We start from the raw sequence: 13,411 nt of genomic DNA, 5'->3' as shown, positions 1-13,411 counted from the left end.
TCGTGCTGCGGTCAGACCGCCGGAGCGCCGTAGGGCGCGGCCGGGCCGGCCGGCAGACCCTTCGGGTCCGGGCCGAACCGGTTCGGGCCGTGGGTGCCGTCCGTGGCGTAGAAGACGAGCATGATGATCGGCCCGGCCAGCGGGATGAAGGACATGAACCAGTAGAAGCCCGACTTGTCCTGGTCGTGCAGGCGGCGCACCATGACGGCGATCGTCGGCACGAGGAGCGCGAGGCTGATCAGCCCGACCAGCGCCGTGACGACGAAGTACCCGGCGCCGAACGTCCCGGTGGTGGTGTCGAGCGACGCCGCGCCGACGATGCCGAGCAGGATGCCCGCCACCGCGGCGACGATCACCAGGAACAGGTACCAGAACCAGAACTCCGACCGGCGCGCGCGGCCGGTGAAGGTGACGTACTGCGAGAAGACGGACTTGATCGCGTCCGGGAAGGACATGACGGCCTCACTGGGTCGTGGGGGAGGGCGGCGGGGACGAAGACGCCCCGCGGTGCGCGCGGGATCGCGCGCCGGCCCTGACAGCCCCGCGAGCGTAGGGCGTGTGCGCACGCGACGTCCAGGGCTCGTCCACGTCCCGTCCACATCCTGGGTGGGGAGGGCTCCCCGTCGCGGGTGCGGGCCGGATGTGCTGCGCCCGTATGCTCCCGGGGGTGTCGACCCCCGCCCCCTCCTCGCGCGGAGTGCTGGACCGCGTGCCTGCCCCCGCCATGTTCCTGGTCTCCGGGATCACCCTGTACGCGGGCGCGGCCGTCGCGGTCGGCCTCTTCGACCGGCTGGGGGCGCCCGCGGTCGGCTGGTGGCGCATCGCGCTCGCCGCCGTCGTCCTCCTCGCGTGGCGGCGCCCGTGGCGACGGCGCTGGACCCGCCGCGACCTCGTCGCGGCCGCGCTGTTCGGCGTCGTCCTCGCGGCGATGAACGTCGTGTTCTACGTGGCGGTGGACCACCTGCCCCTCGGCGTCGCCGTCGCGATCGAGTTCCTCGGCCCCGTGGCCGTCGCCGCCGTCACGGGCCGTGGCTGGCAGGAGCGGGCGGCGATCGTGGTGGCGGCGGCCGGCGTGGTGCTGCTCGCGGGCGTCACCCTGGGCTCCGGGATCCCGCGCGAGGACGCCGTGATCGGGCTGAGCGCCGTCCTCGCCGCGGCCGCGTGCTGGGCCGGCTACATCGTGCTGGGCAAGCGGGTCGCCCATGGCGGGTCCGGTGTCGACGGGCTCGCGGTCGGCATGGTGGCGGGTGCCGTCGCCTTCGCGCCGTTCTTCGCGTGGTCGGCGCCGGAGGTCGTGACCGACCCGCCCCTCCTGCTGTTCCTGCTGGTCGTGGCGGTCTGCTCGTCCGTCGTCCCGTACGTGCTGGACCAGGTGGTGCTGCGCCGGGTCGGCATGGCCCGGTTCTCCGTCATGCTCGCGCTCCTGCCCGCGACCGCCGTCCTCGTCGGCGCCGTCGTCCTCCAGCAGGTCCCCACCTGGCCGGAGCTGGCCGGCCTCGCGCTCGTCTCCGGCGCCATCGTCATGACGGCGCGGACCTGACCGGTCCCCGCGGGACCCGGTCGGGCTGCACGTACGGGCTACAGGTACTGACCGGGGGAGGGGCGCCGGTCGTCCTGCCCGGGCGGACCGGGCGGCTGGCCCGGGCCCGCCGGCCCGCTGGGGCCGAAGGGCGCGGGATGCGCACCGGGCGGTAGCGCGCGCCGCATCTGCGAGAGCTGTGCCTGCGCCGCCATCTGCTGGGCGACGAGCGCCGTCTGGATGCCGTGGAACAGACCCTCGAGCCAGCCGACGAGCTGGGCCTGCGCCACCCGCAGCTCGGCGTCCGACGGCACTCCCTCGTCCGAGAACGGGAGCGTGATGCGGTGCAGCTCCTCGACGAGGTCGGGGGAGAGGCCCTCCTCCAGCTCCGCGAGGGAGCGTTCGTGGATCTCGGCCAGCCGGGTGCGGGCGGCGTCGTCGAGCGGGGCGTCGCGCACCTCGTCGAGCAGCCGCTTGATCATGCCGCCGATACGCATCACCTTGGCGGGCTCCTCGATCCGCGACGCCTCCTCGGGCTCGCCTTCCTCGCCGGGGGCCGCGACGCCCACCGGCTCGGTGGTCTCCCCGTCCGGGGTGACCACCCGCGGGGCGGTGCCGTCGGTGTCGCGAGTGCCGTCGTCGCTCTCGGTCATGCGTCCCAGTGTGGCCCACGGGGCCGACAGGAGCCGGTCGGGGCTCGGGAGGGCGTCCGAAGGCGTCCGTGGGCGCCCGGGGTTGTCCGACTGGCGTCAGGGCACCAGGAGCACCTTGCCGAACACCGCGCCGGACTCGAGCAGTTCGTGCGCGGCAGGGGCCTCGGCGAACGGCACCCTGGCGTGCACCACGGGCCGCACCCGGCCGTCGGCGACCAGGGGCCACACCCGCTCGCACACGGTCGCGACCAGGGCCGCCTTCTCCGCGGCGCTGCGCGGACGCAACAGGGTCCCGGTGACCCAGGCGTGCTTGGCCATGAGGGCGTCGAGGTCGAGCTCCCCGCGGCGGCCCCGCTGCAGCCCGATGACGACGAGCCGGCCGCCCGGGGCGAGCGCGCGGACGTTGTCGGTGAGGCCGCCGCCGCCGAGCACGTCCAGCACGACGTCGGCTCCGCGCCCGCCGGTCGCGTCGCGCACCGCGGCCACGACGTCCTGCGTGCGGTGGTCGACGGCGACGTCCGCGCCGAGCTCGACGCAGCGCGCCACGCGCTCCGGGCCGCCCGCGGTGGCGACGACGCGCACCCCGAGCGCCGCGGCGAGCTGGATCGCGACGCTGCCGACGCCGCCCGAGCCGCCCTGCACGAGGAGCGTCTCGCCCGCGTGCAGCCGGCCGGTGTCGACGAGGTTGGTCCAGGCGGTGCAGACGGCCTCCGGCAGCGCGGCGCCGTCGACGAGGTCGACGCCGTCGGGCAGGGGCAGCAGCTGGGCGGCACGCGCCACGACCTGCTCGGCGTACCCGCCGCCCTCGAGCAGCGCGACGACGCGGTCGCCGGGCGCCCAGGTGGTCACCCCCGGCCCGAGCGCGCGGACCGTACCCGAGATCTCCAGACCCGGCCACTCGGGAGCGCCGGCCGGCGGAGGGTAGTTTCCGGCGCGTTGCAGCAGGTCAGCGCGGTTGACCCCCGCGGCGGCGACGTCGATCAGAACCTCGCCGGGGCCCGGTTTGCCCAGGTTGACGAGGGATAGGGTGAGTTTCCCTGGACCGCCAGGTGCCGATATCGTGACCGCTCGCACACCGATGGAGCCTACTCGCGTGCCTGGAAGCCCAGCCGGGCGCGGGGAGTGGTGCCGGACGTGATGGCACCCACCCGAGGATCGGACGACGACGGTCGCCACGCCTCGACGAACAGTGTTGGAGAGAGGTTCAGATGCTCCGCAGGTTGGGCGTTCGCGGGAAGATTCTTGCGACACTCGCCGTGCCGATCTTCGTCCTGGCGTTGACGGCGGGCTGGATCACCTGGCAGTCGCTGCAGGAGAACCGCAGCGCAGAGCAGACCGCGGCCCTGATGGAGTCGCTGCAGCTGCAGGACGACGCAGGCTCCGCCGTGGCCGCGGAGCGCGCCACGAACATCGCTGCCGACATGGGGATCCCGGGCGCGAAGAAGGCTCTCGTCAAGGCGCAGGAGACCACCGACCGCGCTCTCGACGCCCGCGACGAGGCGCTCGAGGTGCTCGACACCACCGCCCTGCCCACCAACGTGCAGGACGCCGTGAACCGGACGCTCCGTGACCGCACGGTCCTGGACGACCTGCAGCGCAACGTCATCTCCGGCCAGCTCTCCGAGTCGCGCGCGACCGAGCGGTACACCGCGCTGAGCGAGAACGCGCTGGACGTCCCGCGCGCCATCGCCCAGAGCAGCGACGACGCCGGTCTCACGCGCCACATCAACGCCTACGTCGCCCTCGACGAGGCGATGCTCGCCAACACCATGGAGCGACCGGTCGCCGGGGCGGCGCTGGCCCTCCTCGCGCAGGGCGAGGCACCGCCGTCGGACCTCAACGGCCGCATGGTGAACCTGCTGCAGACCACCGACGGCCTGATCGCGACCGCGCAGGAGCAGCTCGACCTGATCCCGGGCGAGCTCGAGGTGCCCGGCTACGAGGCGGACCTCGACCGTGCCCGCCTCCAGCTGCGCTACCTGAACTTCTCCGGCATCGACCCCGAGGTCGCGAGCCAGTGGAACGCGCTCTCGCAGGGCTGGGTCGAGTCCACGCAGCCGGTGCGCGACGACTCCCGCGACGCCGCGGTCGAGTACTCGAAGGACCTCGCGGGCAGCGCGCAGACCGCCGCCCTGCTGACCGGTGCGGCGGCGTTCGGCGTCGTGCTCGTGTCGTTCCTGCTGGCGCTGCTCATCGCGCGCCGCATCGTGCAGCCGCTGGCCCGCCTGACCTCCGCGACGGCGGAGGTGCGCGACCGTCTGCCCCGCATGGTGGAGCAGATGGCGGTGCCCGGGCAGGCGCCGTCGATCGACCTCGTGCAGGTGCCCGTCGAGTCCAGCGACGAGATCGGACGCCTCGCGGCCGCCTTCAACGAGGTGAACGAGACGACCATGGTCGTCGCGCGCGAGCAGGCCGCGCTCCGCGGCTCCATCGCGGAGATGTTCGTCAACGTGGCGCGTCGCGACCAGGTGCTCCTCAACCGCCAGCTGTCGTTCCTCGACGAGCTGGAGCGGTCCGAGGAGGACCCGAGCACGCTGTCGAACCTCTTCCGCCTGGACCACCTGGCCACGCGGATGCGGCGCAACGCCGAGTCGCTCCTCGTGCTCGCGGGCATCGACTCGGGCCGGCGCGTGCGCAACCCGATGCCGATCTCCGACGTCGTCCGCACGGCGTCGTCCGAGATCGAGCTCTACGACCGCGTCCGCCTCGACCTGGGCGTCGACCCGCACATGCTCGGCCACAACGCGCTGAGCTCCGCGCACCTGCTGGCGGAGCTGCTGGAGAACGCGACGATGTTCTCCGAGCCGCACACGCCGGTCGAGGTGTCGACGTCGCGCGACGAGCGCGGCGTCGTCGTCACCGTGCGCGACCACGGGCTCGGCATGAGCCCCGAGGAGATCGCGGACGCGAACACCAAGGTCTCCAGCCGCTCCGCGTCGGACGCCGTCGGCGCCCAGCGCCTCGGCCTCTACGTGGTCGGCCGCCTGGCCGACCGCCTCAACGCGCAGGTCCGTTACCAGGGCGGAGCGTCGGGGTCGGGCACGGAGGTCACGGTCGTCTTCCCGGCCGACCTGTTCCTGCCCGACGACGCCCTGCCGCTGCCGCAGCCGACCGACCCGCTGGAGGCGGCCACGCAGAACGCCGCCGCCGACCTCGGCGGCCAGATCGCGGAGGCGTTCGAGGAGCAGGCCCCGGGGCCGATCGGCGGGGTGCCCTTCGAGGCTCCGGAGCCCGCACCGTCGTTCGGGGTCCCGGACGCGGCGGAGCCCCCCACGATGCCGACCCCGGCGGTGGCCCCGGTCGCCCCGGTCGCGTCGGCCGCCCTCCCGGTCGAGCCCGAGCCGCCGGCCGCGGTGCCGGTCGACCTGGACGCGTTGACCGACGGCACGACGTCGATCGGCATGCCCCGCCGCCGGCGCTCCGGCGTCGGCTCCGGCGAGGCCGTGACGCGACCGGACACCGGCCCGATCGTGCTGCCGCCGCTCGCGACGCCCGAGCTGCCGGACCTGGACGAGGCGACCACCGACTCCTGGCGGCCGCCGGCCGAGGTCGAGGCCTCGGCGGGCTCGCTGCCGAGCCGGCACCGGGCGCAGCCCGAGCCGGTCGCCGAGCCGGAGCCCGTGTCCGCACCGGTCCTCGGCGTCGACCAGCGGGCGGGCCTGTTCTCGAGCTTCCGCTCGATGGGGTCGCTCGACGCCTCCGAGACCGAGAGCACGCTCCAGCTCGACGCGGTGACGGAGGACCCGGCGGCACTCCCGGACGAGCTCGCCCCGCTGACGCCGGCCGACCCGGCGCCCGCGGCGCCGGTCCTCCCCGAGCCTGTCGCACCGGTGTCCGCGCAGGACGCCCCGTACGCGGCCGCGCCCGTCGAGACGCCCTACGAGGCGCCCGTCGACACGCCTGCGGCAGAGGCGTTCGCGCCCGTGCAGCCGGAGCCGTACAGGCCGGCCACCGAGGCGGCGCCGGCCGTGGCGCTGCCGACGCGGGACGTCGCGTCCGCCGCGCCGGTCGAGCCCGCACCTCCGGTCGAGGAGCCGGTGCGGCACGAGCCGGCACCCGTGCCCTACGCGGAGCCCGTGACGTCGTCGTTCGACCCGGTCGTCCGCGAGGTCACGGAGCCCGCCGCCGGGCCGGCCCCGGCTGCCGTCCCCGGGGCGTCGTTCGACCCCGTGACGCCTCCGTCCGCGAGCCCGTTCGCACCGACGACCTCGCTCGCGCCGGCGGAGGCGCAGGGGAAGGACGCGTTCCAGGAGCTGCCGCCTTTCGAGGACCTCATCGCCGACCTCCCGGGGCGTCGCGCCGGCCGCGAGGCGCCCGCGCAGGGCGGTCGCAAGCGCGGCCTGTTCGGGCGCAAGCCCTCGGCCGACGAGCCCGTGGCCCCGGCGGTCCCGACCGCGTCGCCCTTCCCCGCCGCCTCCCAGGCCGCGCCGGAGCCGGCGCTGCCCGAGGCCCCGGCCTTCGGGGCGACGGCGTACGGGACGACGCGGGACGAGGCGCCGGCGCCGGCCGACGAGCCGGCCGCCTCCGCCGCGACGTCGTACGGCGGATCGGTGCTGCCGCTGCGCCCGACGGAGCCGGCGGGCTACGACCCGCTGGACCCGCACTTCGTGCCCGACACCGTCGAGGCGCGGTCGGAGTGGATGGCCTCGGCCGTCCTCTACGAGGAGATGTCCACGATGCTGCAGCGCGGCGTCTTCCAGGAAGGGAACGTGACTTCGACGAACGAGCAGACGTACCGCCCGACGACGGTCGCGGGCGAGGCCGGCGGCCTCGCGCGGCGCCAGCGGGCGGGGGAGTCGACCGCGTCGACCGAGCGGTTCACGGCCCGTATCGAGCGGGACCCGGAGCAGCTGAGGTCGCGACTGTCGGCCTTCCAGTCCGCCACGAGCCGCGGCCGGAACGACGCCGGGGCCGTCCGGGCCTCGACGCAGGCCGCCCCGACCGTGAATGATGTCCCTGGATCCGCGCCGCACCAGCGGTGACCTGCGCCTTCGGCGTATCGACGAGGAGGAAGCGTGACCCTCAGTACTGAAGCGACCAACTTCGGGTGGCTTCTCGACAACTTCGTGCGCACCGTCCCGGGCAGCCGCCACACGCTGGTGGTCTCGGCGGACGGTCTGCTCATGGCGATGTCCGACCAGCTCGACCGCACCAGCGGTGACCAGCTCGCGGCGATCGTCTCCGGCATGTCGAGCCTGACGCGCGGGGCGGCGCGCCAGCTCGACGGCGGCAACGTGCGGCAGGCCGTCATCGAGATGGACAACGGCTTCCTCTTCCTGATGAACGTCTCGAACGGGTCGGTCCTCGCGGTGGTGGCCGAGTCCTCGTGCGACATCGGGCTCATCGGCTACGAGATGGCCCTGCTCGTCTCCCGCACCGAGGCGACGCTCACCCCGCAGCTGATCTCGGAGATGCGCGGGAACCTTCCGGTGGACGGCTCGACGCGCTCCGCGCGGGTGGGATGAGGTCGCGATCATGACGCACGCATCGTTCGGTTCTCTGGGTGCGCACTCGGCAGACGGCTACGAGGCCTCGACGGTGCGTCCCTATGCGGTGACCGGTGGCCGCGTCCGATCCGCCCTGTCCGACCTGCCGCTCGAGGCGCTGGTCGAGGTGATGCCCGGCGCCGTCACGAGCGTCGGACTCACCCCGGAGAAGCGGGCGATCCTGCAGCACGCCGCGCACACCTACGTCTCGATCGCGGAGCTCTCCGCGCTGCTGCGACTGCCCCTCGGCGTCGTCCGCATCCTGGTTGCGGACATGCAGGAGGAGGGGCACATCACCGTGCACACCTCGACCCCGGTGAACGTCCACACGGGTCACGGCAGTTCCCACTCGGGCCTGTCTCTGAGCGTCTTGGAGAGTGTTCTCAATGGCATTTCCGCCCTCTGACAGCCCGGCGCCCGGAGCCTCCGGAGGCATGTCCCCGGCGTGGGCTCCGGTGTCCCCGGCCTTCGGCGCCGTGAGCGCGCCGGTGGCCGGCGGCGCGCCGGCGGCGGTCGGCGCCCCGCAGCGACAGAGCGTGCTCGGCGGCGCCCCGTCCGCCGCCCAGGACCCGCGTCCCGCGGCGGCGCCCCAGGGCCCGATCACGTCCGTGCCGTCCGCCTCGGCGGCGCCGTCGGGGGCGGCGGCGCGGCCCGTGGCGCAGCAGGTGCCGGCCTCCCCGCCGCAGCAGGCGGCGCCCCAGGCGCCGGCCGCCCCGTCGGCCACGGCGCCGCAGCCCGCCGCCTCGCGCCCCGCCGACGCCGCCGCCACGCAGTCGGCCGCCGCGCCCGCGCCGCCCGCCGGTGCCCCGACGGTGACGAAGATCGTGGTCGCCGGTGGCTTCGCCGTCGGCAAGACGACGTTCATCGGTTCGATCTCGGACGTCGAGCCGCTCAACACCGAGGCCGCGATGACCGAGCACTCGGTGGGCGTCGACGACGCGGGCGGGGTCTCCGACCGCAAGACGAGCACCACCGTGGCCATGGACTTCGGCCGGGTGAACCTCCCGGGCAACCTGTGGTTGTACCTGTTCGGCACCCCGGGGCAGGACCGCTTCCTGTTCATGTGGGACGACCTCATCCGCGGCGCCATCGGCGCCGTCGTGCTGGTCGACACGGACCGCCTGGAGCAGTGCTTCCCGGCGATCGACTACTTCGAGTCGCGGGGCGTGCCCTTCGTCGTGGGCGTCAACTGCTTCGACGGCGTGGCGAAGCACCGCCTCGAGGACGTCCGCGAGGCGCTGCAGATCCCGGCGCACGTGCCGATGCTCTACACGGACGCGCGCTCGCGCGCGGCGACCAAGCAGACGCTCATCGCCCTCGTGCAGCTCGCGATGCGCCAGCTGCGCTCGGGCGGTGGCGCGGCCTGAGCGCAGGTCGCACGTCGCTCTCGCGGCCCCGGAACGCCTCGGCGTCCGGGGCCGCGGGCGTACGCCGGCCGGTACACTCCTGTGCCGGACGGGCGCTCGGGCGGCCGTCCCGGGAGGGCTGACAGAGCGGCCTAATGTGACGGTCTTGAAAACCGTTGTGCAGCAATGCACCGGGGGTTCGAATCCCTCGCCCTCCGCCCGACGACGCCCCGACGGCCACGCCGTCGGGGCGTCGTGCCTTCCCGGACCGGCTCAGCGGTGCCGGATCTCGACGAGCGGCAGGCGCAGCGCCCCGGGCGCGGCACCGATGACGACGGGTCGCAGGGGCGCCGTCGGCGGCACGACGACGTAGCCGGCGCCGGGCGCGGGCCGGGCGTCGTCCTGCCCGTGGTTGGGCCACAGCGCGCACGCCCGCTCCGCCTGTGCGGTGATGGTCAGCGACGGGTTGACGCCCAGGTTCGCGGTGACGGCGGACCCGTCGAGCACGTGCAGGCCCGGGTGGCCGTGCACGCGGTGGTACGGGTCGACGACGCCCGTCTCCGGGGTCTCGCCGATGGTGCACCCACCGAGGATGTGCGCGGTCATCGGCACGTCGAAGGGGTCGCCCGCGCTGCCGCCCGCGAGCCCGCCCATGCGGTCCGCCATCGCGCGCACGGCGTCGTGCGCCACGGGGATCCACGCGGGGTTGGGCTCGCCGGTGCCCTGCCGGGAGGTGAGGCGCCTGCCGAGCGGGCCGGGCCGCGTGAAGGTGGTGAGCGAGTTGTCGCGGCTCTGCATGACCAGCGCGATGACGGTGCGCTGCGACCAGCCGCGCAGGTCGTACAGGCTGGGCAGGTGCCGGCGCTGCCGCCACAGCTCGCCGAGCCAGCGCCGCCAGCGCGGACCCTCCCCGGGTCCGACGCCGTCGACGAGCACCGTCTGCAGCAGGCCCATCGCGTTGGAGCCGCGCCCGTACCGGACGGGTTCGACGTGCGTCTGCGGGTCCGGGTAGAACGACGACGTGATGGCGACGCCCTCGGAGTAGTCGGGCCCGCCGTCCCGCCCGCGGCGGACGGGACGCATGGCGCCGAGCAGCGCCTCGGAGTTCGTGCGTGTGAGGTGCCCGAGCCGGTCGGACAGGCGCGGCAGGTCGCCGCTGTCCCGCATCGCGTGCAGGAGGCGCTGCGTGCCGAGCGTGCCGGCCGCGAGCACGACCTGCCGGGCCCGGTAGGTGCGGCGGCCGGCCCAGCGACGCCCCGTCCGGTGGGTGCGCACCTCGTACCCGCCACCCGACCGCGGCACGACGGCGGTGGCCGTGGTCAGCGGGTGCACCCGGGCGCCCGCACCCTCGGCGAGGTGCAGGTAGTTCTTCACGAGCGTGTTCTTCGCGTTGTGCCGGCAGCCGGTCATGCACTCGCCGCAGTGCAGGCACGGGTTGCGGTCGGGCCCGGCGCCGCCGAAGAAGGGGTCGGGGACGGCGGGGCCGCCGGCGCCGCGCGGGCGCTCGTCGCCGTCCTGGCCGAGGTACACGCCCACTCGTACCTTGCGGAAGGTGTGCCCCTCGCCGAGGTCGTCGGCGACGTCGCGCATCAGCTCGTCGGCGGGCGTCGTGCGGCGGTAGTCGACGACGCCGAGCATCCGCTCCGCCTGGTCGTAGTACGGCTCGAGCTCGGCCTTCCAGTCGGTCACGTGGGACCAGGCGGGGTCGGTCCAGAAGGCGTCCAGCGGCCGGTACAGCGTGTTGGCGTAGACGAGCGAGCCCCCGCCGACGCCGGCGCCGGCGAGGACCAGCACGTCCCGCAGCCGATGGATCCGCTGGATGCCGAAGCACCCGAGCGCGGGCGCCCACAGGAAGCGGCGGAGGTCCCACGAGGTGCGCGGCAGCTCGTCGTCGGCGAACCGGCGCCCGGCCTCGAGGACGCCCACCCGGTACCCCTTCTCCGTCAGCCGGAGGGCGGCGACGCTGCCCCCGAACCCGGACCCGATCACCAGGACGTCGTAGTCGTCCGGTGCGTCGTCGGGTGGTGTGGAAGGGGGTGTGCCGGCGCTCGTGCCGGGGGTCGTGCCGGGGTGAGTGCGGTCGTCCTTGCCCTGGTCGGCGCGCTGCGTGCGGTCCTGGTCGTCGTCGTCCAGCATGCGGCAGACCGTAGCGCGGTACGGCGTGTGGCGGGGACGACGCCGCGCGGCTTTGCCCCCGGGCAGCGTCGGCGGTTAGTCTGGGCGCCGCGGTGTTGCTGTGTTGCCGCGAGGAGACGTCGCATAGTCTGGTCTAGTGCGCCACCCTGCTAAGGTGGTAACGGGGCAACCCGTTCGCGGGTTCAAATCCCGCCGTCTCCGCCAGGAAGGCTCCGGCTGCTGAACGCCCGGGGCCTTTTCTGTTGCCCCGGAAGGGGCGCGGCCGGTGGCGTGCATCACGATGCGGCTTCCCGGTTTGGGGAACCGGCTCGAGGGCTGTAATGTTCTCGTCGGTCGGTGCGAGAGCGCCGGCAAGGACTGCGCCCGTAGCTCAACGGATAGAGCATCTGACTACGGATCAGAAGGTTGGGGGTTCGAATCCCTCCGGGCGCACCGAAAGGCACAACGGCTCGATCCTCACCCGGGATCGGGCCGTTGGTCGTTTCGGCACCTACGGGGTGGCACAGCAGCGAGGTCAGCGCCGACCGCGTCCCGACCTGGCCCCGGCCCGTCGCGCACCACGCGGCGGTCGGCGCGTCGAGCGCCAGACGCTGCACGACACGACCGAGAGGGTGATCGATCGCATGAGCGATCAGACCTGGCAGACGATCGCGATCGTCGCGTACCTGGTGGCGATGCTGTGCATCGGCTACGCCGCGTACCGCCGCACGGACGACCTGGACGACTACATGCTCGGCGGGCGCAAGCTCCGCCCGGGCGTGGCCGCGCTGAGCGCCGGAGCCTCCGACATGTCGGGCTGGCTGCTCATGGGCCTCCCCGGCGCCATCTACGCCACCGGCCTCGTCGAGGCCTGGATCGCCGTCGGTCTCACGATCGGGGCGTGGCTCAACTGGAAGTTCGTGGCGCCGAGGCTCCGTGCCTACACCGAGGTCGCGAACAACTCGATCACCGTCCCCAGCTTCTTCGACAACCGCCTGCGCGACCCGGCGCACCTGCTGCGCATCGCGGCCGGCGTGATCGTGCTCGTGTTCTTCACGTTCTACGTGTCGTCCGGCATGGTGGCCGGCGGGACGTTCTTCGAGAGCTCGTTCGGCTTCGACTACCTCACCGGGCTGCTCGTCGTGGGCGGCGTGACCCTCGCCTACACCCTGTTCGGCGGCTTCCTCGGGGCCACGTGGACGGACGTCGCGCAGGGCTGCCTCATGCTCGCCGCGCTCGTCGCGGTGCCCGTGATCGCGATCGTCGAGCTGGGCGGCTGGGGCGAGGTCCTCGAGGGGATCCGTGCGGTCGACGCCGCGAGCGGGACCGACCACCTGTCGTTCCTCGTGGGGGCGTCGGTCACCGGGGTGATCTCCGCGCTCGCCTGGGGCCTGGGGTACTTCGGGCAGCCGCACATCATCGTCCGCTTCATGGCGATGCGCAGCCCCCAGGACGCGCCCGCCGGCCGCCGGATCGGCATCAGCTGGATGGTCGTGACGGCGGTCGGGGCCGTCACCACCGGCCTCGTCGGCCTGGCCTACGCCAACCTCGAAGGCCTCCAGATCGACAACCCGGAGACGGTCTTCCTCGTGCTCGCCCAGCTGCTCTTCCACCCGCTCGTCGCGGGGCTGGTCCTGGCAGCGGTCCTCGCGGCGATCATGTCGACGATCTCGTCGCAGCTCATCGTCTCGTCGTCCGCGCTGGTCGAGGACCTGGTGAAGATGGCGGGCCTGCGCCTGAGCAACCGTGCCGAGGTGATGCTGGGCCGGGCGGGCGTGCTCGTGGTGGCCGTCGTCGCCGGGGTGATCGCGCTGGACCGCACGTCGTCGATCCTCGACCTGGTCGGTTTCGCCTGGGCTGGCTTCGGCGGCGCCTTCGGTCCCGTCGTCATCCTCAGCCTGTACTGGCGCCGCCTCACGCGCTGGGGTGCGCTGTCCGGGATGGTCGCGGGTGCGGTGGTCGCGTTCGTCTGGGGACGGTCGTCCCTCGCGGACTCGCTCTACGAGATCATCCCGGGCTTCGCGGTCGGCCTGCTCGCCGCCGTGGTGGTCAGCCTCCTGACGCCGCGGCCCGACGGCGCGGTGGTCGAGGAGTTCGACGCCGCGCGCCGGCTGGCGCGCGGGGACCGGCCGGAGCCGGAGTCCGTGACGGTCTGAGCAGGCGTCGGGGCTCTCGTCGCAGCCCGTGGCCGGACGTGGTGTAGGGCCCTTCCTGGCCCCTTTCCCCGAGAGCCTCTCCCAGGTTACTTTCTCCTACCTCCCCCCGACCAGACCACGGACCGTAGAGCGAAAA

General features: G+C 73.9%; 10 protein-coding genes and 3 tRNA genes. 9 read left to right on the top strand and 4 right to left on the bottom strand.

Annotated features, from left to right (window positions below; genetic code table 11):
• Positions 1-11 precede the first annotated feature (11 nt).
• On the bottom strand, positions 12-455 hold the full coding sequence (locus ACFCZN_RS18195; RefSeq protein WP_430557671.1) for a DUF805 domain-containing protein: 444 nt from the start codon (positions 453-455) through the stop codon (positions 12-14).
• 254 nt (positions 456-709) lie between these two features.
• Here ACFCZN_RS18195 and ACFCZN_RS18190 point away from each other — a divergent pair, with 254 nt between their 5' ends.
• Entirely contained in the window at positions 710-1,540 is an 831-nt protein-coding gene (locus ACFCZN_RS18190; protein ID WP_430557694.1) for a DMT family transporter, read from the top strand.
• 38 nt (positions 1,541-1,578) lie between these two features.
• On the opposite strand, the gene ACFCZN_RS18185 is transcribed toward ACFCZN_RS18190, so the two are convergent.
• Both ACFCZN_RS18185 and ACFCZN_RS18180 read right to left on the bottom strand, forming a co-directional pair.
• Positions 1,579-2,172 carry a bacterial proteasome activator family protein gene (locus ACFCZN_RS18185; RefSeq protein WP_430557670.1) on the bottom strand — a complete coding sequence of 198 codons (594 nt, stop codon included), beginning with the start codon at positions 2,170-2,172 and terminating at the stop codon, positions 1,579-1,581.
• Between the two features lie 96 nt (positions 2,173-2,268).
• Positions 2,269-3,246 carry an NAD(P)H-quinone oxidoreductase gene (locus tag ACFCZN_RS18180; RefSeq protein WP_430557669.1) on the bottom strand — a complete coding sequence of 326 codons (978 nt, stop codon included), beginning with the start codon at positions 3,244-3,246 and terminating at the stop codon, positions 2,269-2,271.
• Between the two features lie 182 nt (positions 3,247-3,428).
• Between ACFCZN_RS18180 and ACFCZN_RS18175 the strand changes: the two genes are divergently transcribed.
• The 5 genes from ACFCZN_RS18175 (at position 3,429) to ACFCZN_RS18155 (ending at position 9,222) form a co-directional block, all read left to right on the top strand.
• Positions 3,429-7,154, top strand: a complete 3,726-nt coding sequence (locus tag ACFCZN_RS18175) for an ATP-binding protein (RefSeq protein WP_430557668.1) — start codon at positions 3,429-3,431, stop codon at positions 7,152-7,154.
• A 33-nt stretch (positions 7,155-7,187) separates the two neighbouring features.
• Positions 7,188-7,637 (top strand): roadblock/LC7 domain-containing protein, encoded by a 450-nt coding sequence (locus tag ACFCZN_RS18170; RefSeq protein ID WP_079573344.1) that lies wholly within the window; start codon positions 7,188-7,190, stop codon positions 7,635-7,637.
• Between the two features lie 10 nt (positions 7,638-7,647).
• Positions 7,648-8,064: a DUF742 domain-containing protein gene (locus ACFCZN_RS18165; protein ID WP_429730019.1), complete on the top strand. Its 417-nt coding sequence runs from the start codon at positions 7,648-7,650 to the stop codon at positions 8,062-8,064.
• Positions 8,065-8,470: 406 nt separating this feature from the next.
• Entirely contained in the window at positions 8,471-9,025 is a 555-nt protein-coding gene (locus tag ACFCZN_RS18160) for a GTP-binding protein (protein WP_429731380.1), read from the top strand.
• 112 nt (positions 9,026-9,137) lie between these two features.
• Positions 9,138-9,222, top strand: a tRNA-Ser gene (locus ACFCZN_RS18155).
• Between the two features lie 55 nt (positions 9,223-9,277).
• Here ACFCZN_RS18155 and ACFCZN_RS18150 read toward each other — a convergent pair.
• Positions 9,278-11,140 (bottom strand): GMC oxidoreductase, encoded by a 1,863-nt coding sequence (locus ACFCZN_RS18150; RefSeq protein ID WP_430557667.1) that lies wholly within the window; start codon positions 11,138-11,140, stop codon positions 9,278-9,280.
• A 112-nt stretch (positions 11,141-11,252) separates the two neighbouring features.
• Here ACFCZN_RS18150 and ACFCZN_RS18145 point away from each other — a divergent pair.
• From ACFCZN_RS18145 to putP, 3 genes are all read left to right on the top strand, one after another.
• Positions 11,253-11,344, top strand: a tRNA-Ser gene (locus tag ACFCZN_RS18145).
• A gap of 155 nt (positions 11,345-11,499) precedes the next feature.
• A tRNA-Arg gene (locus tag ACFCZN_RS18140) sits at positions 11,500-11,572 on the top strand.
• Positions 11,573-11,763: 191 nt separating this feature from the next.
• A complete protein-coding gene (gene putP / locus ACFCZN_RS18135) occupies positions 11,764-13,275 on the top strand; it encodes a sodium/proline symporter PutP (RefSeq protein WP_430557666.1) in 1,512 nt (503 codons plus the stop codon).
• Positions 13,276-13,411 lie beyond the last annotated feature (136 nt).

Source organism: Isoptericola sp. NPDC056134, from assembly GCF_042264825.1.
GTDB classification, from domain to species: Bacteria; Actinomycetota; Actinomycetes; order Actinomycetales; family Cellulomonadaceae; genus Isoptericola; species Isoptericola nanjingensis.
This window is presented reverse-complemented; position numbering and strand designations above follow the sequence as displayed.

Excerpts from the sequence above, each read along its gene's own strand:
- ACFCZN_RS18185 (WP_430557670.1), bottom strand. The coding sequence starts at position 2,172 with ATGACCGAGAGCGACGACGGCACTCGCGACACCGACGGCACCGCCCCG.
- putP (WP_430557666.1), top strand. The coding sequence starts at position 11,764 with ATGAGCGATCAGACCTGGCAGACGATCGCGATCGTCGCGTACCTGGTG.
- ACFCZN_RS18165 (WP_429730019.1), top strand. The coding sequence starts at position 7,648 with ATGACGCACGCATCGTTCGGTTCTCTGGGTGCGCACTCGGCAGACGGC.
- ACFCZN_RS18150 (WP_430557667.1), bottom strand. The coding sequence starts at position 11,140 with ATGCTGGACGACGACGACCAGGACCGCACGCAGCGCGCCGACCAGGGC.
- ACFCZN_RS18195 (WP_430557671.1), bottom strand. The coding sequence starts at position 455 with ATGTCCTTCCCGGACGCGATCAAGTCCGTCTTCTCGCAGTACGTCACC.